Below are 23,373 nucleotides of genomic sequence, written 5' to 3'. Positions count from 1 at the left end.
ACCGGCCCGCGTGCCGGGGTCGGCCCGCCCGGCGGGAATCACCGCAGGCCACCGGTGTGGGGAGCGCGTTCAGCGGGTCGTGCAGGGGCGCGTTCCGATGGGGCCGAGCGCGCCGCGGGTGCGAAACGAAGGACTCCGCATGCCTGTTGACAGTGCACGGCTGCCCCCGCACGATGCATCCCGGTGTCGGGCCGTTTGACCACTGTTCAAGCCCGCCGCACCGGAGGTGGACCCCGCCGCCGGTGCGGAACGCCGTGAGCCCGCAGCAGACTCACCACCCGTACCGCGGGGCCCCCTCGCCCGCCGCACTCCCCCGGTTCTTCCGCCCTGTACTGCGCCATGCCACACAGCACTGGAAGAGGAGCGCCCGTGACCCCCCAGCCCCCGCAGTCCGCCGCCACCCGCGACCTGGTCGTCGTGGTGAGCCCGTTCGAGGAGCCCCACCCACGGATCGTGACCGCCGCCGAGCGCGCCGGGGCCCTCGGGCTGCTCGACCTCGGCCGGGACCCGGACGCCGCCCGGCACGCCTTCGCGGAACTGGCCCGCCGGCTCGGCGGCGACCGTCGCTACGGGGTCCGGGTGCCCGCGGGCTGTCCGCTCGGGCCCGAGGAGCTGCCGGCCGCGGTGGACACCGTACTGCTCGCGGACCCCGCGTTCCATACCCCGGAGCGGGTGGCCGGCTGGGCGGCCGCCGCCGGCCGGCCCCGGGTGTGGGCGGAGGTCACCAGCCCGGCGGAGGCTGCGGGCGCCGTGGCCGCGGGGGCCGCCGCACTCGTGGCCAAGGGCCACGAGGCCGGGGGCCGGGTGGGCACGGCCACCACCTTCGTGCTGCTCCAGCGGCTGCTGGCGGACCCCGCGGCCGGGGTGCCCGTACTGGCCCAGGGCGGGATCGGGCCGCATACGGCGGCCGCGGCCGTCGCCGGCGGGGCCGCCGGGGTCCTGCTCGACGTACAGCTCGCCCTGACGGCCGAGGGCGAGCCGGGGCTGCCCGCCGAAGTGGCGCAGGCGCTGCGGGCGATGGACGGCTCCGAGACCCGGCTGGCCGACGGGCACCGGGTGTTCGCCCGTCCGGACCTCATCCCGCCCGAGGGACCGGTGCCCGCCCTGCTGGGTGCCCGGGACCTGCGGACGCAGCTGCTGCCCGTCGGACAGGACGGAGCCTCGGCCTCCCGGCTGGCCGCGCGCCACCGGACCACGGGCGGGGTGCTCCAGGCCGTACGGGCGGCCGTCACCGGGCATCTGGCGGCCGCCGTACGGGCCCGGCCCCTCGGGCCGGCGCCGGGGCAGCCCCTGCCCGTCGCCCAGGGCCCCATGACCCGGGTCAGCGACCAGGCGGCCTTCGCCGAGGCGGTGGCCGCGGCCGGCGGGGTGCCGTACCTGGCGCTCGCGGTGATGGAGGGCCCGGACGTACGCCGGCTCCTGGCCGAGAGCACCGAGCGGCTCGGGGAACGCCCCTGGGGGGTGGGACTGCTCGGCTTCGCCCCGGCCGCACTGCGGCGGGAGCAACTGGCGGCCGTGGCCGAGGCCCGTCCGCCGTACGCGATCATCGCCGGGGGCACCCCGGCGCAGGCCGCCCCCCTGGAGGCGGCCGGGATCCGGACCCACTTGCACGTGCCCTCGCCGGGGCTGCTGGAGCGGTATCTCGCCGAGGGGGCACGCCGGTTCGTGTTCGAGGGGCTGGAGTGCGGCGGGCACGTCGGGCCGCGCGCCTCGTTCCCGCTGTGGGAGGAGCAGATCGACCGGCTGCTGTCCTGCCCCGAACCGGAGGCCCTCGACGTGCTGTTCGCGGGCGGGATCCACGACGAGCGCTCCGCCGCCATGGCGGTGGCGGCGGCCGCCCCGCTGGCCGAGCTGGGCGCGCGGATCGGGGTGCTGATGGGCACCGCCTACCTGTTCACCGAGGAGGCCGTGGCGGCGGGCGCGGTCCTGCCCGTGTTCCAGCGGGCGGCCGTGGAGTGCGCGGACACCGTACTGCTGCACACCGCGCCCGGCCACGCCACCCGCTGCGCGCCCACTCCGTACGCCGAAACCTTCGAAGCGGCGCGGCGACGGCTCACGGAAAGCGGCGCCGAGCCGCGCGAGACGTGGGAGGAGCTGGAACGGCTCAACCTGGGCCGGCTGCGGATCGCCAGCAAGGGCCTGCGGCGGGCCGCCGACGGCTCCGTCCTGGAACCGGTGAAGGCGGAACAGCAGTACGCCGAGGGACTGTTCATGCTCGGGCAGGCCGCCACCCTGCGCACGGAGACCACCACGGTCGCCGCACTGCACGCGCAGGTCACCGACGGGGCCACCGCGCTGCTGGAACGCAGGGCCCGGGACTTCGCCGACCCGGCGGAGTCACCGGCGGGCGATCCGCTCGACATCGCCATCGTCGGAATGGCCTGTGCCTACCCCGGCGCACCCGACCTCGCCGCCTACTGGGCGCGGATCCTGTCCGGCGCGGACGCGGTGACCGAGGTGCCGGCCGAGCGCTGGGACCCCGAGCTCTACTACGACCCCGACCCGGCCCGGGCCGGCGAGCGCACTCCCTCCCGCTGGGGCGGCTTCCTCGGCCCGGTGCCCTTCGACGCCCTCGCGCACGGCATCCCGCCCGCCTCCCTGGCCGGGATCGAACCGGTGCAGCTGCTGGCGCTGGAAATCTCCGCGCGGGCCCTCGGCGACGCGGGCTACGGCAAGGACCGGGAGTTCGACCGCGCCCGGACCTCGGTGGTGTTCGGCGCGGAAGCCGGTACCGAACTGGCGGGCGCGTACGGGCTGCGCGCTCTGCTCCCGGCCTACCTGGGCGGCCTCCCTCCCGCCCTGGACGGTCAACTGCCGCGCCTCACCGAGGACTCCTTCCCCGGCATCCTCGCCAATGTGATCGCGGGCCGGGTCGCCAACCGGCTCGACCTCGGCGGCGCGAACTGCACGGTCGACGCCGCCTGCGCGTCCTCCCTCGCCGCCCTCGACCTCGCGTGCCGCCAACTCCGCGACGGCGACAGCGACATGGTCGTCTGCGGCGGCGCCGACGTGCACAACGGCATCAACGACTACCTGATGTTCTCCTCCGTACGCGCCCTGTCGCCCCGCGGCCGGTGCCGGCCCTTCGACGCGGCGGCCGACGGGATCGCGCTCGGCGAGGGCGTGGGCGCGCTGGTGCTGAAGCGGCTCGCGGACGCGGAGCGGGACGGCGACCGGGTGTACGCCGTGGTCAAGGCGGTCGGCGCGGCCAGTGACGGCCGGTCCCTCGGTCTGACCGCGCCCCGGCCGGAAGGCCAGCGGCGGGCGCTGGAACGGGCCTACGCGCGGGCCGGCGTCTCCCCGGGCGAGGTGGGCCTGGTCGAGGCGCACGGCACCGGCACGGTGGTCGGCGACAGCACCGAACTGGCCGTGCTGAGCGAGCTGTTCACCGCGTCCGGAGCCGCCGCGGGCTCCTGCGCGCTGGGCTCCGTGAAATCGCAGCTCGGCCACACCAAGTGCGCGGCGGGACTCGCCGGGCTGATCAAGGCGGCGCGGGCGGTCCACGCGGGCGTCCGGCCGCCGACCCTGCACCTCGCGTCGCCGAACCCGGCCTGGCAGGCCGAGACCAGCCCCTTCTCCTTCGATACCGAGGCCCGGCCCTGGGCGGTGCCCCCGGAGCGGCGGATCGCAGGGGTGAGCGCCTTCGGTTTCGGCGGCACCAACTACCACGCGGTGCTCGCCGGTTACGCAGGATCCGAGGAGCCGCGTCACGGCCTGGAGGAGTGGCCGGCCGAGCTGTTCTGCTTCCGCGGCGAGGACCGGCGGGCGGCGGGCCGGGCGATGGCGCGGCTCGCGGCCCGGCTGGAGGAGAACGACGCGGCGGGGCGGCCGTGGGCGCTGCGCGACCTCGCGGCGGAGGCTGCCGCGGGCTCCGGCCCGGTCCGGGTGGCCGTCGTCGCCGCCGGTCTGGACGAACTGGCGGCCCGGCTGGAGCAGGCCCGGGCCTTCGCTCCGGGCGCGGGGGTCCACGTACGGGAGGAGACGGCGGATCCGGGCCGCGTGGCGTTCCTGTTCCCCGGGCAGGGCAGCCAGCGCACGGGCATGCTGGGCGAGTTGTTCATGGCGTTCCCCGCGCTGCGCGGGCTCCTGGACGAGGCGCCGGCGCCCGTCGTCTCGGCGGTGTTCCCGCCGACGGCTTTCACCGCCGAGGGGCGGGCCGCGCAGCGGGCGGCGGTCACCGACACCCGGGTGGCCCAGCCGGCCCTCGGGCTGGCGGGGGCGGCGGCGCACCTGCTGCTCACAGGGCTCGGCGTACGGCCCGACAGCGTGGCCGGGCACTCGTACGGGGAGCTCACGGCGCTGTGGGCGGCGGGGGCCTACGACACGGCGGGCCTGCTGCGGGTGAGCGCCCGCCGGGCCGAGGCGATCGTGGCGGCCGCCGGCGAGGATCCGGGGTCGATGGCGGCGGTGTCGGCCGCGCCGGAGGAGGTACGGGAGATCGCCGCGCGCGCCGGTTGCGTGGTGGCGAACCACAACGCGCCCCGGCAGTGCGTGATATCGGGCCCGACGGCGGCCGTCTCCGCGGCGGTGTCGGCGCTGCGCGAGGCGGGCCTGTCGGCCGAACCGCTGCCCGTGGCCTGCGCGTTCCACAGCGAGGTGGTGGCGGGCGCGACGACCGCGCTCGCAGCGGAACTGGCGGCGACGGCGGTGTCCGCGCCGCTCCTCCCCGTCTGGTCGAACACGACGGCGGGCCCCTATCCGGCCCCCGCCGATGAGGTACGGGGCCTTGCCGCACGCCAGCTCGCGGAGCCGGTGCGCTTCGTGGAACAGGTGGAGGCCATGTACGCGGCCGGTGTCCGGACCTTCGTGGAGGCGGGGCCCGGCCGGGTCCTGTCCGGACTGACCGGCCGGATCCTGCGCGACCGGCCGCACACCGTGGTCCCGCTGGACGTGCCGGGCGAGCACGGCCTGGTCCGGCTGGTCACGGCGCTGGCGGAACTGGCGTCGGCGGGCGTGCCGGTGGCGCCGGAGGCGCTGTTCCGCGGCCGGACCTCTCCCCTTCCGGACCGCGCGCCGCGGCGCCCGGGCTGGGTGGTCGACGGCCACCTGGTGCGCACGGCCGACGGCACCCCGGTGGCCGGAGGCCTCCGGCCACCTCACCGACTGTCTCCGGCGGAGGCCACGGACTGGGCTCCTGCTCCGGCCGCCGGTGCCAGGGCCGGGGCGGGGGCCGGTGCCGGGGCCGAGGCCAGGGCTGATGCCGGGGCCAGGGCCAGGGCGGGTGCCGGTTCGGGTCCGGCCGCCATTGCCGGTGGCGGGGCCGGCACCGGCGCCGGTGGGGGTACCGGGGCCGGTAGCGGTGCCGGTTCGGGTCCTGCTCCGGTTCCGGCCGCCATGGCCGGTGACGGGGCCAATGCCGGTGCCGGTGGGGGTGGGGGGACCGAGGCCCGTGCCGGAGGCGGGGCCAGGGCCGGTGCCACTGCCGGTGCCGACTCACGCCCGGGTCCGGTTCCGGGTCCGGTTGCGGCCGCCGATGCGGGTGCCGGGTCGCGTCCGGCTCCGGTCTTTCCTCCCGCCGATCGGCGGGAGGAGGCGGTGCTGGAGTACCTCCGCGGCACCCGCCACCTGATCGAGGCGCAGCGGGACGTCCTGCTGGGCTACCTCGGTGCGGTGCCGCCTGCGGCGTGGCAGAGCCGGGCCGCCGCCGGCGAGCAACTGCCGTCCCTCGCCGCGCCGGCCTCCGCTCCCGGGTTCGGCGGCGGCCCCCTGCCCGGGGACGCCTCAACCCTGCCGACCCCCTGGGCGCAGGTGGGGACCAGCGACCTGACTCGGCCGGAAGCCTGGCCGGGCACCGGGGCCGACGGCCAGCTCCCGGCGGGGCCCCCCGGAATGCCCAGCGGCACCGGACACACCCCCTGGGCACCAGCCGGCACCGACGACCCGAGCCGGCCCGGAACCTGGCCGGGCACACCGGCCGACGGCCAACTCCCCGCAGGGACCCCCGGAATGCCCGGCGGCTCAGGGCCCGCCTCCCGGGGGCCGGCGGCGGCCGAAGATCCGAGTCAGCCGGGAGCCCGGCCGGGGTCCACGGCCGACGGCCGGGTTCCGGCCGGTGCGCCCGGGGTGTTCGGGGATTCCGGATCCGCAGGGGGCACGGGGATGCCCGGCGGCTCCGGGCCCGCCCCCTGGGCACCGGCCGGGACCGGTGACGCGAGTCGGCCGGGGGCCCGGGCCGGCGCGGCGCCCACCGCCGAGGAAGTCATGGACGTCGTCCTGGAGATCGTGCACACGCGGACCGGGTACCCCCGGGACATGCTCGACCCCGGGCTGGACCTGGAGGCGGACCTGTCCATCGACTCCATCAAGCGGGTAGAGATCATCGGCGCCCTGGCCGACCGGATCGGTCTGCCCCAGGACCCGGGCGGCTCCGCCGAGTCCGCCGTCGAGGAGCTGTCCCGGATCAAGACCCTGCGCGGGATCGTGGACTGGGTCACCTCCCACGCGGCGACGCCGCCCGAGCCGTCCCCCGACCCGATGCCCGCCCCGGCCCAGGCCCCGCCCCCGGCCCCGGTCCGCCGGCTCCGGGTGGACCTGCTACCCGTACCGGCGGCCGACGGGGACCCGGAGGACCTCCGCGGCCTGCGGATCGGGGTCGTCGAGGACGGTCAGGGCGTCGCGCTCGCCCTGGGCGCGGCCCTGGGCACGCGGGGCGCCGAGGTGAAGGTGCTGTTCGAGGCCGAGGCCGGGTTCGACGGGATCGTCGATCTGTCCGCGCTGCGCTCGGGGTCCGAGCCCCTGCTCCCCGAGGCCTTCCCGGCGCTGCGGCGCGCCCTGACCGGCGGGGTGCGGCGGCTGCTCCTCGTCACCGCGCCCGGCACCCCCGGCGCCGGCCTGCACGGCTTCGCCCGCAGCGCGGCCCTCGAATTCCCCGGCACGCTGATCCGCGCGGTGGACATCCACCCCAAGGAGGACCCGGAACGGATCGCCGCGCAGCTGCTCGCCGAGCTGAGCTGCCCGGCAGACGCCCCCGCCTCCGTCGGGTACACCGCCGAGGGAACCCGCGTCACGCGCGGCCCGGTGTCCGCTCCGCTCGCCCCGGCCGGAGACGGGACGGACGGTCCGCCCCTCGGCCCCGGCTCCGTGGTCCTGCTCACGGGCGGGGCCCGTGGGATCACCGCCCGCACCGCCCTGGCCCTGGCCCGCGCCACCGGCTGTCACGTCGAGCTGGTCGGCCGCACCTGCGAACCGGCCCCCGGTGGCGATGAGTTCGGCCAGGCCCAGGACCGGGTGACACTGCGCGCCGCGCTGATCGCCACGGGACTCCGTACGCCCGCCGAGATCGAGGCGGCGGCCTCGCGGATCCTCGCCGAACGCGAGGTACGGGCCACTCTCGCCGCCCTCGCCACGGCGGCGGCCTCCGTCCGCTACCACTGCGCCGACGTCACCGACGCCCGGGCCGTGCAGGCCGTCGTGGCCGATGTGCGCGCCCGGCACGGCCGGCTGGACGGCATCGTGCACGGCGCCGGCGTCCTGCGCGACGGTTTGCTGCGCGAGAAGCAACCGGCCGACTTCGCCGAGGTGTTCACCACCAAGGTGGCCGGCGCCCGCCACCTGGCCGCCGCGGCCGCCGAGCACGGCACGGCGCCCGCGCCCCGCTTCCTGGCCCTGTTCGGCAGTGTCGCCGGGGTGTACGGAAACCGCGGCCAGAGCGACTACGCCGCGGCCAACGACGCCCTCGACGGCCTGGCGCACACCTGGGCGGAGTCCTTCCCGGGCCGGGTGCTGGCCGTGGACTGGGGCCCGTGGGCGGCGGACGCGGGCGGGATGGTCACGCCCGAGCTGGAACGCGCGTACGCCCGCCGCGGCATCCCGCTGATCAGCCCCGAGGCGGGCACCGCCGCGTTCCTCGCCGAGCTCGCGCACGGAACCGACGTACAGGTGGTCCTGATGGCGCAGGAGGGCCGCGGCGATGAGTGAGCGGCAGCGGCGCGGCCCGCGGCCGGCGGACGCGGCGATCGTCGGGATGGGCGCGGTGTTCCCCGGGGCCGCCGATCTGGCCGCCTACCGGCGCAATCTGCTCGCCGGTACGGACTCCATCGGCGAAGTCCCGCCGGGTCGCTGGGATCCCGAGGTGTACTACGACCCCGACGGTGCCACCGGCCCCGCGTCCGGCGACCGGTTCTACTGCCGGCGCGGCGGCTTCGTCGACGGCCTCGCCGCCTTCGACCCGACCCGCTTCGGGATCATGCCCGCCGCCGTGGAGGGGGCCGAGCCGGATCAGATGCTGGCCCTGCACGCGACGGCCGAGGCCGTCGCCGACGCGGGCGGCGAGGACCGGCTGCCGGCCGACCGCTCCCGGATCGGGGTGGTGCTGGGGCGCGGCGGGTTCATGGGGGTGGCCACCGCCCGGCTGGACCAACGGGTGCGTACGGCCCACCAGCTGGCGCAGACACTGCGGGAGCTCGCGCCGGAGCTCGGCGAGCGGCGGATCGCGCAGGTGCGGGCGGCGTTCCAGGACGCGCTGGGGCCGGAGCGGCCGGACGCGTCGATCGGGCTGGTACCGAGCTTCACCGCCGCCCGCACCGCGAACCGGCTGGACTTCCGGGGCCCCGCCTACACCCTGGACGCGGCCTGCGCCTCCTCGCTCCTCGCGGTGGACCAGGCGGTGGGGCTGCTGGCGGCCGGGCGCTGTGACGCGGTGGTCGCGGGCGCCGTGCACCACTGTCACATCGCCACGCTGTGGAGCGTGTTCACGCAGCTGCGGGCGTTGAGCCCCAGTGAGCGGATCCGGCCCTTCGACCGGCGGGCCGACGGGACCCTGCTCTCCGAGGGCACCGGGGTGGTGCTGCTGAAGCGGCTGGCGGACGCGGAGCGCGACGGCGACCGCGTCTACGCGGTGGTACGGGGGACGGGTGTGGCCGGGGACGGCCGGGCCGCGAGCCTGATGAGCCCCCTGGTCGCGGGGCAGGTACGGGCGCTGGAGCGGGCCTGGCGGGAGGCCGGCCTGGATCCCCGGGCGCCGGGGGCGCTGGGACTGCTGGAGGCACACGGCACCGGGACGCCCGTGGGGGACGCGGCCGAACTCGACACGCTCGCCCAGGTGTTCGGAGCACCGGAGGACTCCGGGCCGGGGGTCGGCTTCGGCTCCGTCAAGTCGATGCTCGGGCACACCATGCAGGCCTCCGGCATGGCCGGGCTGATCAAGGCCGCGCTGGCGGTGCACGAGGGGGTGCTGCCGCCGACGCTGCACCTGGAGGAGCCGCACCCGGACCTGGCCCGCACCCGGATGCGGCCGGTGACGGCGGCGGAGCTGTGGGAGCGCGGACCGGAGCCCCGCCGGGCGGGCGTCAATGCGTTCGGCTTCGGCGGCATCAACGCGCACGTGGTGCTGGAGGAGGCTCCGGCGGCCCCGCGCCCGGCGGCGCGGGCCCGCCGGTTCCTGCCGCTGGGCGGCTCGGCCGCGCCGGTGGGGGCTGTGGCGGCTGCGGGGGCGGCCGCGCGGGGCGACGTACTCCTGCTGGGCGCGGACGGTCCTGCGGAGCTGTCGGCCCGGCTGGCGACGGGCTCGCCGCTGTCCGGCGGCGACGGGCCCTGCCGGCTCGCGGTGTTCGGGCCGACACCGCAGCGGCTCGCGCTGGCCGCGAAGGTGGTGGCGCGCGGCCGTGCCTGGCGCGGGCGCGGGGACGTCTGGTTCACACCGGAGCCGCTCGGCGGCCGGGTGGCGTTCCTCTTCCCCGGTCTGGAGCCGGAGTTCGCCCCCGTGCTGGACGATGTGGCGGACCGGCTCGGCACGGCGCGGCCCCGGCTCACCCGGGGCACGTCCCTGGTGGAACGGGCCCTGGACGCGATCGTCACGGGCCGCTTCTTCGCCCGGGTCATGCCCGCGCTCGGCATCGGGGCCGAGGTGCTGGCGGGCCACAGCCTGGGCGAGTGGGCGGCGATGGTGGCCGCCGGGATGTATCCGCAGGAAGCGGCCGACACCTTCCTGGACGAGCTGCGGCCGTCGGACCTGCTGGTCCCCGACCTCGTGTACGCGGCGCTGGGCTGCGGTGCGCACCGGGCGGAAGCGGCACTGCACGGCCTGGACCGGGTGGTGGTCAGTCACGACAACTGCCCGCACCAGTCGGTGATATGCGGCGAGCCGGACCAAGTGGCCGCCGTGGTCGACCGGTTGCGCGCCGACGGGGTGCTCGGCCGGGAACTGCCGTTCCGCTCGGGATTCCACACCCCGATGTGGGAGCCGTACCTGGGACAGGTCCGCGCCGCCTTCGGCCGCCTGCCGCTGCGGCCCGGGTCCCTTCCGGTCTGGTCGGCCACCACGTGCGCGCCGTTCCCCGCCGGGGCGCGGGACGTACGGGACCTGGTGGTCCGCCACCTCCTGGAGCCGGTCCGGTTCCGCGAACTGACGCTGCGGCTGTACGAGGAGGAGGGCGTGCGCCAGTTCGTCACGCTGGGCCCTGGCAGCCTGCCGGGCTTCGTGGAGGACACCCTGCGCGACCGTCCCCATCTCTCGGTGTCCACCTCCTCCCCCCGGCTCCCGGGCCTGGCGGCGCTGGAGCGCACCTGCGCCGCGCTCTGGGCCGAGGGACACGCACCGCGCTGGGACCTGCTGTCGGACACGGCCGGATCGGCGTCGGCACGGCCGGGGCCCGGCGCCGTCAGGGGCCCGCGACCCGGTGATTCCACCGGCCCCGTCCCCGCGCCGGCCGGGCCGGGGCGGGCCGTGGCCTTGGACCTCGGTTCGCCCCTGGTCCGGCTGGACGAGGCCGCGCGGGACTCCCTGCGCGGCCTGTGGCCCACGCCGCCACCGGCGCCACCAGCCACGCGTATCCCGCCTGTCCCCTCAGTCCCACCTGTACCGCCCGGCCCACCTGTCCACGGCGTGCCCGTCAGCCACCGCCCGGTCCTGCTCTCCGCGCTGGACACCGTGCTGGACGACACCCGCTCGGCCGCGCGTACGGTCACCGAGGCCTGGTCGGCCGCACCCCGGCCAGGTCCCGGGGGGCCCGTGGGACCGGCGGAACCCGGGGGCGGGCCCGGTGCGGGGCAGCGCCCCGACGGTTCGGGAAGGGCCGCGGGGAGGCACACCCTGCACTGCTCGCTCGCCGCGCTGCCCTACGTACGGGACCACTGCGTGTACCTCCAGCCGGACGGCTGGCCGGAGGAGTCCGACCGGTTCCCCGTCGTACCCATGACCACCATGCTGGAGCTGGCCGCCGAGGCCGCACTCCGGTACGCCCCGCCCGGCCTCGCCGTCATCGGCTACGAGGACGTACGGGCCCTGCGCTGGCTGGCCGTCGAACCGGCCGTCGACGTCGAGGTCACCGTCCGCGATGACGGGCCCGGCCGGTCGCGCGTCGTCCTCGGGGAGTTCGCCTCGGTGGTCGTGCTGCTCGGCGAGCGGTACGGCCAGCCGCCCGCGCCCGACACCACACCCCTGCGCGACCCCGGTCCGGCCCCCGTCAGCGCGGAGGCGCTCTACCGTGACCGGTGGATGTTCCACGGACCCCGTTTCGCCGGGGTGCACGAGGTACGGGCCGTCGGCCAGGACGGCGTCCAGGGCGTGCTGCGGGCGCTCCCCGACCCGGGGGCGCTGCTCGACGCCGCGGGTCAGCTGTTCGGTCACTGGATGCAGCTGCGCCTGCCGGTGGACCGGCTGGTGTTCCCGGCCACCGTGGACCGCGCCCGCTTCTTCGGCCCCCCGCCGGCCCCGGGCGAGCTGGTGTCCACCACGGCCCGGATCCGGGAGGTACGGGACGTCACCGTGCGCGGTGACCTCGAACTGCGCCGTGCCACGGGCCAGGTGTGGGCCCGCATCGAAGGGTGGACGTACCGCCGGTTCGGCGCCGACGAGCGGGTCTGGCCGATGAAGTTCACCCCGGAGGTGTGCGGCATCGGCGAGGCCCGGCCCGAGGGGTGGTGCCTGGCCCGCCGCCGCTGGACCGACCCCGCCTCGCAGGAGCTGGTGATGCGCCGTTACCTCGGCGCGCGGGAGCGGGCGGTGTACGAGAGGCTGTCGCCGCGGGCCCGGGCGCCCTGGCTGCTGGGGCGGATCGCCGCAAAGGACGCGCTGCGCGGGCTGCTGTGGGACGCCGGGGCCGGGCCGGTGTTCCCGGTGGAAGTGGCGGTCGGCAACGACCCCGCGGGCCGGCCCGTGGCCGAGGGCCCGCTCACCCGCGGCTTCCGGCTGTCGATCGCCCACAAGGACCGGATCGCGGTCGCTCTCGCCCACCCGTCCGACGCGGTCGGCATCGACGTGGAGCCGGTGACCGCCGACCCGGACGCGCTGGTCCGCATCGCCCTCGGGCCGGAGGAGCTCCGCCTCGCCGAGCGGCTGGCTGCCTGCGAGGGCGCCGGCCTGCCGGCCGCGCTCACCGCCCTGTGGTGCGCGAAGGAGGCCGCTGCCAAGGCGGCGGGCAGCGGGCTCGGCGGCCGGCCACGGGACTGGCGGGTGTCCGGTGATCCGGACGCCGGCGCCCTGCTGGTGCGCTCCCCAGACGGGCACCCGTACCCGGTCCGCACCACCCGTGTCCCCACCGACGAGTCCGCCCGTCCGCCCGCCGGTCAGCCCCTCGATCAGCCCGCCGGCCGGCCCGCCCTCACCCCGCTCGACCACGTCGTCGCCTGGACCGCCCACGGCGCGGCGCCGTCCCCCGTCCCCTTCCACCTCACGGAGACCCGTCATGGCACCTGACATCCTCGCCGAGATCACCGGAATGCTCGTGGAGATCGTCGGCGACGAGTACCTGCTCGCGGAGGAGGTCACGATGAAGACGACGTTCAACGAGGACCTCGCCCTGGAAAGCATCGAGTTCGTCGCCCTCGCCGAGCTGCTCCACCAACGCTACGGCGCCGAGGTGGACCTGATGGGCTTCCTGGCGGAGAAGGACATGGACGCCATCCTGGCCATGTCGGTCGGTGAACTCGTCACCCACATCGGCCGGATCACGCACGCCTCCCTCGCCCGGTCGGCAGCCACCCAGGCCGCCCCGGCCGCTTCCGCGGGCTGAGCCCGCCATGGCCGTCGTCCCCGCCAACTCCCTGCGCTTCCACGTCCAGCGGCTCCCGGCCACCGCCGGGGCCGCCCGCCCCGACCGGCCCGTGGTCGTCTTCCTGCACGGCCTGGTCGTCGACAACCTGTCCTCCTTCTACTGTCCCCTGGCCGTGCCCGTGGCCCGGGCCGGGCACGAGGCCGTCCTCTACGACCTGCGCGGCCACGGCCGTAGCGAACGGCCCGCGACCGGCTACGACAGCCGCACCGCCGTACGGGACCTCTTCGCGCTGCTCGGCGCGCTGGACCTCGGGCAGCGCCCGGTGCACCTGGTCGGCAACAGCTACGGCGGGACCCTCGCGGTGCACGCCGCCCTGGCCCGGCCCGACCTCGTCGCCGGCCTCACCCTCCTAGAACCCCCTCTCGGCGGCGCCTGGGTGGAGAACATGGTCGACACCCTGTCGGCGGCCGCGCTCAGCCTGGAGGACAGCCCGGTACCCACGGAGCTGCTGACCCTGCGCCTGCGCAAGGCCGCCCATCTCACGGCCATCGCCGACGACCTGCTCAACCGCACCACGCTCATCGACGACATCGCCGCGAGCCGCACCTTCACCGCGGCCGACCACGCACGGCTGCGCTGCCCGGTGCTGGTCGTCTGCGGCGAGCACTCCGAACTGGTGCCGGGCGCGGGGGAACTGGTCCGCCACGCGCCGCACGGCAGGCTGCGGGTCCTGCCGGACCTGGGCCACGACGTCCTCAAGGAGAGCAGCGGGGCCCTGCGGGAGGCCGTGCTCGCCCATCTCGACGCGACGGCCGCGGCGGTCTCGGCGGCGGCTGGGCCGCGGGCGGGAGCGCTGGTCCTGTGAGGGTGCTCTTCACCGTGCCGCCGCTGGCGGGGCACGTCAACCCGACCGTGGCCGTCGGCGCCGAACTGGCCGCCCGGGGGCACGAGACCGCCTGGACCGGACCGGCTGCGGTGCTGGCCCGGCTGCTGCCCCCGTCGGCCCGGATCCTGCCCTCCGGCGAGGAAGCGGGCGGCGGCTACGCGACGCTGCACGAGCGCTGGCGCGACCTGCGCGGAGTCGGGGCACTGCGGTTCCTGTGGGAGGAGGCACTGGTGCCGCTTGCCCGGGCGATGGTCCCGGGGGTGACCCGGGCCGTCCACGAGTTCGCGCCCGACCTGCTGGTCGCCGACCAGCAGGCCCTGGCCGGGCCGCTGGTGGCCCGTCGGCTCGGCCTCCCGTGGGCGACGTCCGCCAGCACCTCGGCCGAACTCACCCGGCCCTTCGCCGACTTCCCGAAGGTCGGGGAATGGGTGGCCGGGCAGATATCCGGCCTGCTCGCGGAGTTCGGGCCGGATGCACCTGACTGGGATCCGCGGTTCTCGGACCGGCTCGTCCTGGTCTTCTCCACTCCCGAACTCGTGGGGGCGCGGAACGGCTTCCCGCCGCACTACGCCTTCGTCGGCCCGGCCTTCGGAGCCCGGCCGCCCGCACCCGGATTCCCCTGGCAGCGCCTGGATCCGGCCCGGCGACGGGTCCTGGTGTCGCTGGGCACCCTCAACCAGGAGGCCGGCGGCCGGTTCTACGCGGCGGTGCTGGGCGCCGCCGAACGCCTCGCCGACGAGGTCCAGTTGGTACTGGCGGCACCGGCCGCACTGGTCGGGTCCGCACCGGGGCACCTCCTGCTGCAGGAGAGCGTCCCGCAGCTGGACCTGCTGCCGCACCTGGACGCGGTGGTCTGCCACGGCGGCCACAACACCGTCTGCGAGGCCCTCGCGTACGGGCTGCCCCTGGTGGTCGCACCGATCCGGGACGACCAGCCGATCGTGGCCCGGCAGGTCGTGGAGTCCGGGGCCGGGGTCCGGGTGCGGTTCGGCAGGACCCGGGCCGAGGAACTGCGCGACGCGCTCACGGCCGTGCTGGACGAGCCCGGCCACCGCCGGTCCGCCCGGCGGATCCAGGCCTCATTCGCCGCGGCGGGCGGAGCCGCCGCCGCGGCCGACCGGTTGGAGAAGCTGATATGACGCCACCCCCGATCACCCGCGTCCGGTGGACCTCCGCCGTGGTGCTGGCCGCGCTCGGCGCGGGCACCGTGCGGGCCGGCCGCCGGCTGCGGGCGATCCCCGTGCTGCCCTCGGTCCCGCCCGGCGCGGCCGGGGTGCCCCGGGCCGCCGGGTGGCGGCTGCTCACCGCCCAAGGGGTCGAACCCGACGCGGTGACCTTCCTCGCCGCCTGCGCACACGCCGACCGGGAGGGGCTGCGGGTCCTGGACCTGCTGCCGGCCGACCTGGCCGCCGAGCGGGCCCTGGGGCTGCTGCGGCTGGTCGACCCGGGCCGCTACCGCCAGGACCGGCTCGGCGAGGGGCGCGGCGCGGGTTTCGCCGTGCTGGTCGCCGAGGAGGTGCTCGACCGGGCCGGAGTGGAACCGGGCGGGCCGCGCCCCGGTCCGGCGGAACTCCTCGCGCTCACCCGCCGTTTGAAGGAGTACGCCGCCGGGGCCACGGGCCTGGCCATAGCTCCCTCGCTGAGCTGCGGACCGCAGTCCGAGGCGACCGGGCCGGCCCGGGCCGCCGAGCTGCGCGCGCAGGGGCTGCCGCCGGGGGCGCTGGCCGCGGCCCAGCTCTCCGGGCTGGCCCTGCTGGCGGGCGTCGCCCTGCGCCAGGGCCGGTGGGGCGCCGCCGCGGCCGGGCTGTACTGGCTCCAGCCGTACCTCGCCCTCGGCGGGCCCGGCTCCCCGCTGCGCCCCGCCGATCTGGCCGGGGCCACCGCCGCCCGGCCGCTGCGCTCCCTCGGCGCTGCCCTGCGTACGGCCGCGGCGGTCACCCGTACCCCGTCCGGGGGACCGGACACGGCGCGGGCCGCCGCGTACCGGGCGGACCTGGCGGCGGGCACCGGGCGCTTCCTCGAACCGCGCCGCCCGGATTGCCCGTGGTGCGGCTCCCCCCGGCTCAGCGTCCGGGTCCGGGTGCCCGACCTGCTCCAGGGCAAGCCCGGCCGGTTCACCCTGGAGCGGTGCGGGGACTGCGGGCACGTCTTCCAGAATCCCCGACTGAGCCCGGAGGGACTGGAGTTCTACTACCGCGACTTCTACGACGGGCGCGGCGGAGAGGGTGCGGGCACGCTCTTCGGACGGCTCGGCCCCGCCTACCGGGCGCGCGCCCGGATGCTGCTGCCGCACACGGAGCCCTCGTCCTGGCTCGACGTGGGCACCGGGCACGGCCACTTCTGCAACGCGGCGCGGGCCGTCTGGCCGCGGACCCGGTTCGACGGGCTCGACATGGGCGACGGGGTCCGTGCGGCCGAGCGCCGCGGCTGGGTGGAGACCGGGTACCAGGGCCAGTTCCCCGAGTTCGCGTCAAAGCTGGCGGGCCAGTACGAGGTGGTCAGCATGTACCACTACCTGGAGCACACCCGGGATCCGATGGCCGAACTGGACGCGGCGGCCGCCGTCCTCGCCCCCGGCGGGTACCTGACCATCGAGGTCCCCGACCCGGAGTCGCGCATGGCCCGGCTCCTCGGCCCGGCGTGGCTGCCGTGGTTCCAGCCGCAGCACCAGCACCTGGTGCCGGCCGCGAACCTGCGCGAGGCGCTGGCCGACCGGGGCTTCACCGTGCTCACCGAGGAGCACGGTGAAGCCCACCAGGGCAACGACTTCGTCGGCGCGGTGGCGCTCAGCGCGACGCGGCTGGCCCCGGACCCGGACCGCCCGTGGGGCCCGCCGCCCACGCCCCGCGCCCGGGCCCGCGCCCACGCGGTACGGGCGGCGTCGCTCCCGTTCTTCGCCGGCGCGGTGCTGCTCGACGCCCTGCGCACGGCGGCCGCCCGCACCACGGACGGCGGCAACGCCTACCGCCTCCTGGCCCGCAAGGACGCCCGGTGACGGCCGCCGAAGCCGCCGGTGCCCGTGCGACGGCAACGGCTCCGCCGGGCACCGCCGACTCGCGCAGCGCACCAGGTGCCCCGGCCGCCACGCGCCGCGACACCGCAGGAGCCACCGCGCCCACCGCCGCCGAACCCGGCACCACCGCCCACACGCCCGCCGAAGGCAAGCCCGGCGTCACCGTTTCCGCCGCCGACCGCGCCGGAGGCGACCTGGCCCGGCGGGCCACCGCCGATCCGCTCTACCGGCTCGTCGCCTATGCCCTGGAGGCCGCGCACGGCCGGGCTCCGGCCGCCGTGTGGAGCGCGCCGTACGCCTTCCACCTCGGGTCCCCGGGTCTGGTCGCGGCGGCGGGCTGGCCCGCGGCCGCCGCGGCGGCGCCGCGTACCGACGGCCTGGTGCGGCTCAGCTCGCTGGGCCACCCCGCGGACAGCTGCGATCTGCCGCTGACCCTGTCCGGGGCGCCGCCCGCGGCCCCCGCGTGGGCGGTCCGGCCGTACGCCGTGCTGCGCGCGCTGGCCCGGGCCGGTTTCGGCCGCGGCGGGACCGACCTGCACGTGCAGGGCTCGCTCACGGCGGCCGCCGGGCTGGCCACGGCGGAGCCCTCCGAATGCGCGGTGGCGCTGGCGGTGGCCGACGTACACACCGGTCCGGGCGAAGAGCCGGACCGCTCGGGTCTGGCCCGGCTGCTGGCCGCGGCCCTGCCGGACGGGGACGACGCCCTGCGCCGGGCGGTGCTCTTCGCGCGGCCCGGCACGGCCCTGCTGCTGGGCGCCGGACCCCGGCCGCAGCGGTACGTCCCCTTCGACCCGGCCGCCTATGGAGCGCGGCTGGTGCTCGTGGCCGTACGCGGCTCCGGGAGCACGGACCGGGCGGCGGAGCTGGCGCGGGCCGTGGCCTGTGCCCGCCGGGCGGGGGCGCTGAGCGCCTGGCCGCCCGGACCGGAGCCGGGACGGAGCGTGCTGGTGCTGCTGCCGGAGGCGCGGCTGACGGCAGTGCGGGCCGCGGTCGCGGAGGAGTTCCGCGACCGCGGGCGGCCCGTACCGCGCTTCCTGAACATCGCCGTGGCCGGTGCGGCCCGGCGCGAGGAATGACACCACCTACGAGGAGGAATCACCCATGCCCGTTCCCTCACCCGCGACTCGCCCGAGACGGGGGTCCCGCTGGTCCGCGCTCGTGGCCGGACTCGGTGCGCTCGGCCTGCTCGGCGCCTTCACCGTCGCCAACTCCCAGGCTGCGGAAAGCGGTTCCGCAACCGGTTCGGCCGTGGCATCGGCCGCGGCCGCGCTTCCGAGCTACGACCACGTGGTGGTCGTCGTGTACGAGAACAAGCAGTACGGCGAGATCATCGGCAGCGCCAACGCCCCGTACATCAACCAGTTGGCGAACGCGGGCGCGAGCCTCACCGGTATGAAGGCGCTCACCCACCCCAGCCAGCCCAACTACTTCAACCTCTTCTCCGGCGCCACGCAGGGCATCACGGGCGACGGCTGCTACACCCCGCAGTCGATGACGGCGGCGAACCTCGGCCAGGAGCTGATCGCGGCCGGCAAGACCTTCGCGACCTACAACGAGGACCTGCCGAGCGAGGGCTCCACGGCCTGCACGAACGGCCAGTACGCGCAGAAGCACAATCCGTGGTTCGCCTTCAAGAACGTGCCGCTGAACACGGGCAAGACCTGGGCGCAGTTCCCGCAGAACAACTTCGCGGCCCTGCCGCACCTGTCCTTCGTCGTGCCGAACCAGTGCAACGACATGCACTCGTGCTCGGTCGGCACCGGCGACACGTGGACCAAGAACAACATCGACGCCTACGCCCAGTGGGCGAAGGCCAACAACAGCCTGCTGGTGCTGACGTGGGACGAGGACAACTACCTCGGCTCGAACCAGATCGCCACCGTCTTCTACGGCGCGAACGTCAAGACGGGCAAGTACACCACCGCGTTCAACCACCACCACCTGCTGCGGACCTTCGAGGACCTCTTCGGCACGGCCACCCACGCCGGCAACGCGGCCAACGTCCAGCCGATCAGCGAGGTGTTCGGCGGGTCCACGCCGACTCCGACACCCACACCCACGCCGACACCCACACCGACTCCGACCCCCACGCCGACCCCCAGCCCCACCCCGGGTGACCTGAAGCTCGCCGATCCGGGCCCGCAGACCTGCAAGTTCAACCAGTCCTGCACCATCCAGCTCAGTGCCACGGGTGGCAAGTCCCCGATCCGCTACGCGGCCACGGGCCTGCCCTGGGGCCTGACCGTCGACGCCGGCAGCGGCCGGATCAGCGGCAAGCCGTGGGGCAGCGGCACCGTCCAGGTGACCGCCGCCGCCACCGACTCCACGGGATCGACCGTCACCGCCGCCTTCCCGCTCACCATCAACTGGTTGTAGGCCGTTGCCGGTTCTGGACCCGCGGGTTCTGGACCCGCCGATTCCGGACACTCCCGAGGAGGCATCCGTGTACCTGTCGACCAGCCGGGGCTCGGACATCGCCGGGCCCGCTCCGGCCCGGGGCGGCCCCCTCCGGGCCGTCCCCGGCACGGTGTTCGCGCTCGGCCTGGTCAGCCTGCTCACGGACGTCTCGGCGGAGATGGTCACCGCCGTCCTGCCGCTGTACCTGGTGGCCGGGCTGGGGATGTCCCCGCTCGCGTTCGGCGCCCTGGACGGGCTCTACCAGGGCGCCACCGCGCTGCTCCGTCTCGCGGGCGGCCGCGTCGCGGACCGCACCCGCCGCCGCAAACTCGTGGCCGGCAGCGGCTACGCGCTCTCCGCCGCGTGCAAGGCGGCCCTGCTCACCGTCGCCACCCCCTGGTCGGTGGCGGTGGTGCTCGGCGCCGACCGGGCGGGCAAGGGCCTCCGTACCGCCCCGCGCGACGCGCTGATCTCCCTGTCCTGCCCGCCCGAGGCCCAAGGCCGCGCCTTCGGCGTCCACCGCGCGCTGGACACGGCGGGCGCACTGCTGGGGCCGCTCGCAGCGTTCGGGGTGCTGTGGGCCGTGGTGGACGGGTACGCGACCGTGTTCACCGTGAGCTGCTGCGTCGCGGTGCTGGGGGTGGTCGTGCTGGTCCTGTTCGTACGGGAGGCTCCCGCGCCCGCCGTCCGCACCCCGCTGCCGGGCGTCGCCACGCTCGTACGGATCCCGGGGCTGGGGCGGCTCTGCGCGACCGCGGCCGTGCTCGGCCTGTTCACCGTCGGCGACGCCTTCCTCTATCTCCTGCTCCAGCGCCGGCTCGACATGCCGGCCGCGTACTTCCCGCTGCTGCCCGTCGGGACGGCGGCGGTGTTCCTGCTGGCCGCGCTGCCCGCGGGGCGCCTCGCCGACCGGTTCGGCCGCGGCAGGGTCTTCCTCGGCGGGCACGTGCCGCTGGTCGGCGCCTGTCTGCTGCTCCTGGCCCCGGTCCCGGCCGGGCCGGCGCTGGCCGGCGGCGTCCTCGTACTCCTCGGCCTGTTCTACGCGGCCACCGACGGGGTGCTGATGGCCGCGGCCGGGCCGCTGCTCCCGGCCGGACTGCGCACCACCGGGCTCGCCGTGCTCCAGACGGCGCAGGCGCTGGCCCGGTTCGCGGGTTCGCTGTTCTTCGGGGCGGCCTGGACGCTGCGGGGGCCGGGAGCGGCCCTCGGCGCGGCGGCCGGGGGGCTGCTGCTGTCCCTGGCGGGGGTCGCCGTGTTCGGCGGGCCGAGGCGGGGGGAGGCGTCGTAGGGTCGGGCCATGGCGGAAGCACAGCGCACACTCGAAGGCAAGGTCGCCCTCGTGGCCGGGGCGACGCGGGGCGCGGGCCGGGGCATTGCGGTCCAGTTGGGCGCGCGGGGCGCGACCGTGTACGTGTCGGGGCGCAGCACCCGCGGGAAGCGGTCGGAGTACGACCGGCCCGAGACGATCGAGGAGACCGCCGAGCTGGTGACGGCCGCGGGCGGGCGCGGGATCCCCGTGGTGGCCGACCACCTGGTGCCGGGTGAGGTCGAGGCCCTGGTCGGGCGGATCGACGGCGAGCAGGGGCGCCTCGACGTCCTGGTCAACGACATCTGGGGCGGGGAGCTGCTCTTCGAGTGGGACAGCACGGTCTGGGAGCACGACCTGGACAAGGGGCTGCGGCTGCTGCGGCTGGCGGTGGAGACCCATGCCGTCACCAGCCACTACGCGCTGCCGCTGCTGCTGCGCGAGCCGGGCGGGCTGGTGGTGGAGATGACGGACGGCACCGCCGAGTACAACGCGAGCCGCTACCGGGTGTCGTTCTTCTACGACATCGCCAAGTCCTCGGTCCTGCGCATGGCGTTCGCCCTCGGGCACGAGCTGGGCCCGCGCGGGGCCACGGCGGTGGCGCTGACGCCGGGCTGGCTGCGCTCGGAGATGATGCTCGACAACTTCGGTGTGACGGAGGAGAACTGGCGGGACGCGCTGGCGTCGGTCCCCCACTTCTGCATCTCCGAGACCCCGTCGTACGTGGGCCGGGCGGTCGCGGCGCTGGCCGCCGACCCGGACGTGGCGCGCTGGAACGGTCAGTCCCTCTCCAGCGGCCGGCTCGCCCGGGTCTACGGCTTCACGGACCTCGACGGCAGCCGCCCGGACGCCTGGCGGTACATGGTCGAGGTCCAGGACCCCGGGCGCCCGGCGGACGCCGCCGGCTACCGCTGAGCCGTGTCTTTGAAGAGCCTAGACGGCCCGGCGGAAGAGGGCCGTCCAGAGGAAGGGCTCTCCGAAGTTCGGGGACGCGGGCGGTTCGTCGCGCATGCGGCGCAGTTCGACCTCGGTGAGGTCGGAGAAGATCCAGCGCAGCGACTCGGGCGTGTAGGCGAGTCCGCCGTCGAGCCGGGCCTGGCGGTAGAAGGCGGCGTCGGAGAGTTCGGAGCCCATCTCGCCGGACGCGAAGCAGGTGAGGGCGAGGTGGCCGCCGGGGGCGAGGGCGCGGTCGAGGAGCGCCCGGTAGCTGATGCGGCGGTGGGGCGGCAGGTGGTGGAAGCAACCGGAGTCGTAGATCAGGTCGTACGGACCGGTCAGCTCGGTGGCGGCGAGGGCGAAGGCGTCGCCGCAGTGGAAGCGGATGTCGGCCCCCGCCTCGCGGGCGCGTTCCCCGGCCCAGGCGAGGGCCTCCGGTGACAGGTCGACGGCGTCCACCTCGAAGCCCAGGGAGGCGAGGTGGAGGGCGTTGCGGCCGGGCCCGCAGCCCAGGTCGAGGGCGCGGCCGGGGGTGATCAGGCCGCGGTCGAGGTACGAGACCAGGTTCTCGTCGGGCTTCGCCACGAAGAACGGCACGGGCTTCGAGCGGTCGGCGTAGAAGCCGTCCCACCAGGAGGCGCCTTCGGTCGTCCAGCGGTCGGCCTCCGAGGCGAACAGGCCGTCCAAGAGGGCGAGCACGTCGTCCACCGAGCGTATGTTCCGGTCCAATGAAGTCCCCTTTCCCAAGGGGTCAATCGTACGCCGGAACAGCATAAAGAGCCAGGTCAGAGGCAATATGAGAGATCGTCAGGACCTGCGCCGGCCGGGCCTGCCGGCCGGCACGGCCCCGGCTCAGCCGAAGGTGAGGTCGCCGGCGCCGAGCGGGGCGAAGAACCGCTCCACGTCCGCGTCGGCCACGTCCGCGAGGGCCGGAGGCGACCAGCGCGGCCTGCGGTCCTTGTCGACGACCTGGGCCCGGATGCCCTCCACCAGGTCGGGGGAGGCCAGGGCGTTGCAGGAGACCCGGAACTCCTGGGCCAGCACCGGCTCCAGCGAGCCGAGGGCCGCGGCCCGGCGCAGGGCGGCGAGGGTGACCTTCAGCGCGGTCGGGGACTTGGCCAGGATCGTCTCGGCCGCCTCCTTGGCGGCCGGCTCGCCCTGGCCGAGCAGCCGGTCCACGATCTCCTCGACGGTGTCCGCGGCGTAGCAGTGGTCGATCCAGGCCCGCCGGTCGGCGAGGTCACCGGGCGGGGGCGTGGCGGCGTACCGGGCCAGCACCTCGTGCACGGGGGCCGCGGCGAGCCCGGCGGTCAGCTCGGGGAGCCGCCCGGCGGGGACGAAGTGGTCGGCGAGTCCGCACAGCAGCGCATCGGCGGCGCCCACGGCCGAGCCGGTGAGGGCGAGATGGGTGCCGAGCCGGCCGGGCGCCCGCCCGAGCAGCCAGGTCCCGCCGACGTCGGGGACGAAGCCGATGCCGGTCTCGGGCATCGCGACGCGGGAGCGCTCGGTGACGACGCGGACGCGGCCGTGGGCGGAGACACCGACACCGCCGCCCATCACGATGCCGTCCATCAGGGCAATGTACGGCTTGGGGTAGCGGGCGATGCGGGCGTTGAGGCGGTACTCGTCGCGCCAGAAGTCCGCGGAGGCGGTGTTCCCGGCCCTGGCGTCATCGTGGATGGCCCGGATGTCCCCGCCCGCGCACAGGCCGCGCTCACCGGCGCCGCGGATCAGGACCTGCTGGACGGCGGGGTCCTGCGCCCAGCCGGTGAGGGCCTCGTCGATCCGCAGCACCATGGGGTGGGTGAGGGCGTTGAGGGCCTTGGGGCGGTTGAGGGTGACCACCCCGGTCCGGCCTTCGATGTCGAACAGCACGGTGTCGTCTTCGGTCTTCACACCGGTC

At 76.3% G+C, this 23,373-nt stretch carries 12 protein-coding genes; 10 read left to right on the top strand and 2 right to left on the bottom strand.

What is annotated here, in order from left to right; all coding sequences use genetic code 11:
* The first annotated feature begins 369 nt into the window (after nucleotides 1-369).
* The 10 genes from AB0D48_RS16445 to AB0D48_RS16400 all read left to right on the top strand — a co-directional run bounded on the left by AB0D48_RS16445 (nucleotide 370) and on the right by AB0D48_RS16400 (nucleotide 21,449).
* Entirely contained in the window at nucleotides 370-7,917 is a 7,548-nt protein-coding gene (locus AB0D48_RS16445; protein ID WP_362396315.1) for an SDR family NAD(P)-dependent oxidoreductase, read from the top strand.
* On the top strand, nucleotides 7,910-12,634 hold the full coding sequence (locus tag AB0D48_RS16440) for a beta-ketoacyl synthase N-terminal-like domain-containing protein (protein ID WP_362396312.1): 4,725 nt from the start codon (nucleotides 7,910-7,912) through the stop codon (nucleotides 12,632-12,634). The genes AB0D48_RS16445 and AB0D48_RS16440 overlap by 8 nt, the downstream gene beginning before the upstream one ends.
* The gene (locus tag AB0D48_RS16435; RefSeq protein WP_362396309.1) at nucleotides 12,624-12,950 is read left to right on the top strand and encodes an acyl carrier protein; all 327 of its coding nucleotides are present in this window, start codon (nucleotides 12,624-12,626) and stop codon (nucleotides 12,948-12,950) included. Before AB0D48_RS16440 ends, AB0D48_RS16435 begins: the two co-directional genes overlap by 11 nt.
* Nucleotides 12,951-12,957: 7 nt before the next feature.
* Entirely contained in the window at nucleotides 12,958-13,797 is an 840-nt protein-coding gene (locus AB0D48_RS16430; RefSeq protein WP_362396306.1) for an alpha/beta hydrolase, read from the top strand.
* A gap of 2 nt (nucleotides 13,798-13,799) precedes the next feature.
* A complete protein-coding gene (locus AB0D48_RS16425) occupies nucleotides 13,800-14,957 on the top strand; it encodes a glycosyltransferase (RefSeq protein WP_362396535.1) in 1,158 nt (385 codons plus the stop codon).
* Nucleotides 14,954-16,813, top strand: a complete 1,860-nt coding sequence (locus AB0D48_RS16420) for a class I SAM-dependent methyltransferase (protein WP_362396303.1) — start codon at nucleotides 14,954-14,956, stop codon at nucleotides 16,811-16,813. The genes AB0D48_RS16425 and AB0D48_RS16420 overlap by 4 nt, the downstream gene beginning before the upstream one ends.
* Nucleotides 16,810-17,907, top strand: a complete 1,098-nt coding sequence (locus tag AB0D48_RS16415; RefSeq protein WP_362396300.1) for a galactokinase — start codon at nucleotides 16,810-16,812, stop codon at nucleotides 17,905-17,907. The genes AB0D48_RS16420 and AB0D48_RS16415 overlap by 4 nt, the downstream gene beginning before the upstream one ends.
* Before the next feature lie 25 nt (nucleotides 17,908-17,932).
* Nucleotides 17,933-19,207, top strand: coding sequence for an alkaline phosphatase family protein (locus tag AB0D48_RS16410; protein WP_362396297.1), 1,275 nt, complete (start codon nucleotides 17,933-17,935; stop codon nucleotides 19,205-19,207).
* A 73-nt stretch (nucleotides 19,208-19,280) separates the two neighbouring features.
* Complete coding sequence (locus tag AB0D48_RS16405) at nucleotides 19,281-20,516, top strand: MFS transporter (RefSeq protein ID WP_362396532.1); 1,236 nt, start codon at nucleotides 19,281-19,283, stop codon at nucleotides 20,514-20,516.
* A gap of 9 nt (nucleotides 20,517-20,525) precedes the next feature.
* On the top strand, nucleotides 20,526-21,449 hold the full coding sequence (locus tag AB0D48_RS16400; protein ID WP_362396294.1) for an SDR family oxidoreductase: 924 nt from the start codon (nucleotides 20,526-20,528) through the stop codon (nucleotides 21,447-21,449).
* Between the two features lie 18 nt (nucleotides 21,450-21,467).
* Here the strand turns inward: AB0D48_RS16400 and AB0D48_RS16395 are convergent, their stop codons facing one another.
* Together AB0D48_RS16395 and AB0D48_RS16390 are read right to left on the bottom strand one after the other, a co-directional pair.
* A complete protein-coding gene (locus AB0D48_RS16395) occupies nucleotides 21,468-22,199 on the bottom strand; it encodes a class I SAM-dependent methyltransferase (protein WP_362396291.1) in 732 nt (243 codons plus the stop codon).
* A gap of 123 nt (nucleotides 22,200-22,322) precedes the next feature.
* Complete coding sequence (locus AB0D48_RS16390; RefSeq protein WP_362396288.1) at nucleotides 22,323-23,366, bottom strand: enoyl-CoA hydratase/isomerase family protein; 1,044 nt, start codon at nucleotides 23,364-23,366, stop codon at nucleotides 22,323-22,325.
* Between the last annotated feature and the right edge of the window lie 7 nt (nucleotides 23,367-23,373).

The sequence above is a fragment of the Streptomyces sp. NPDC048269 genome, from assembly GCF_040652395.1.
Lineage (GTDB): Bacteria > Actinomycetota > Actinomycetes > Streptomycetales > Streptomycetaceae > Streptomyces.
Note: the sequence above shows the minus strand (reverse complement) of the source record. Positions and strands in the feature narration are given on the sequence as shown.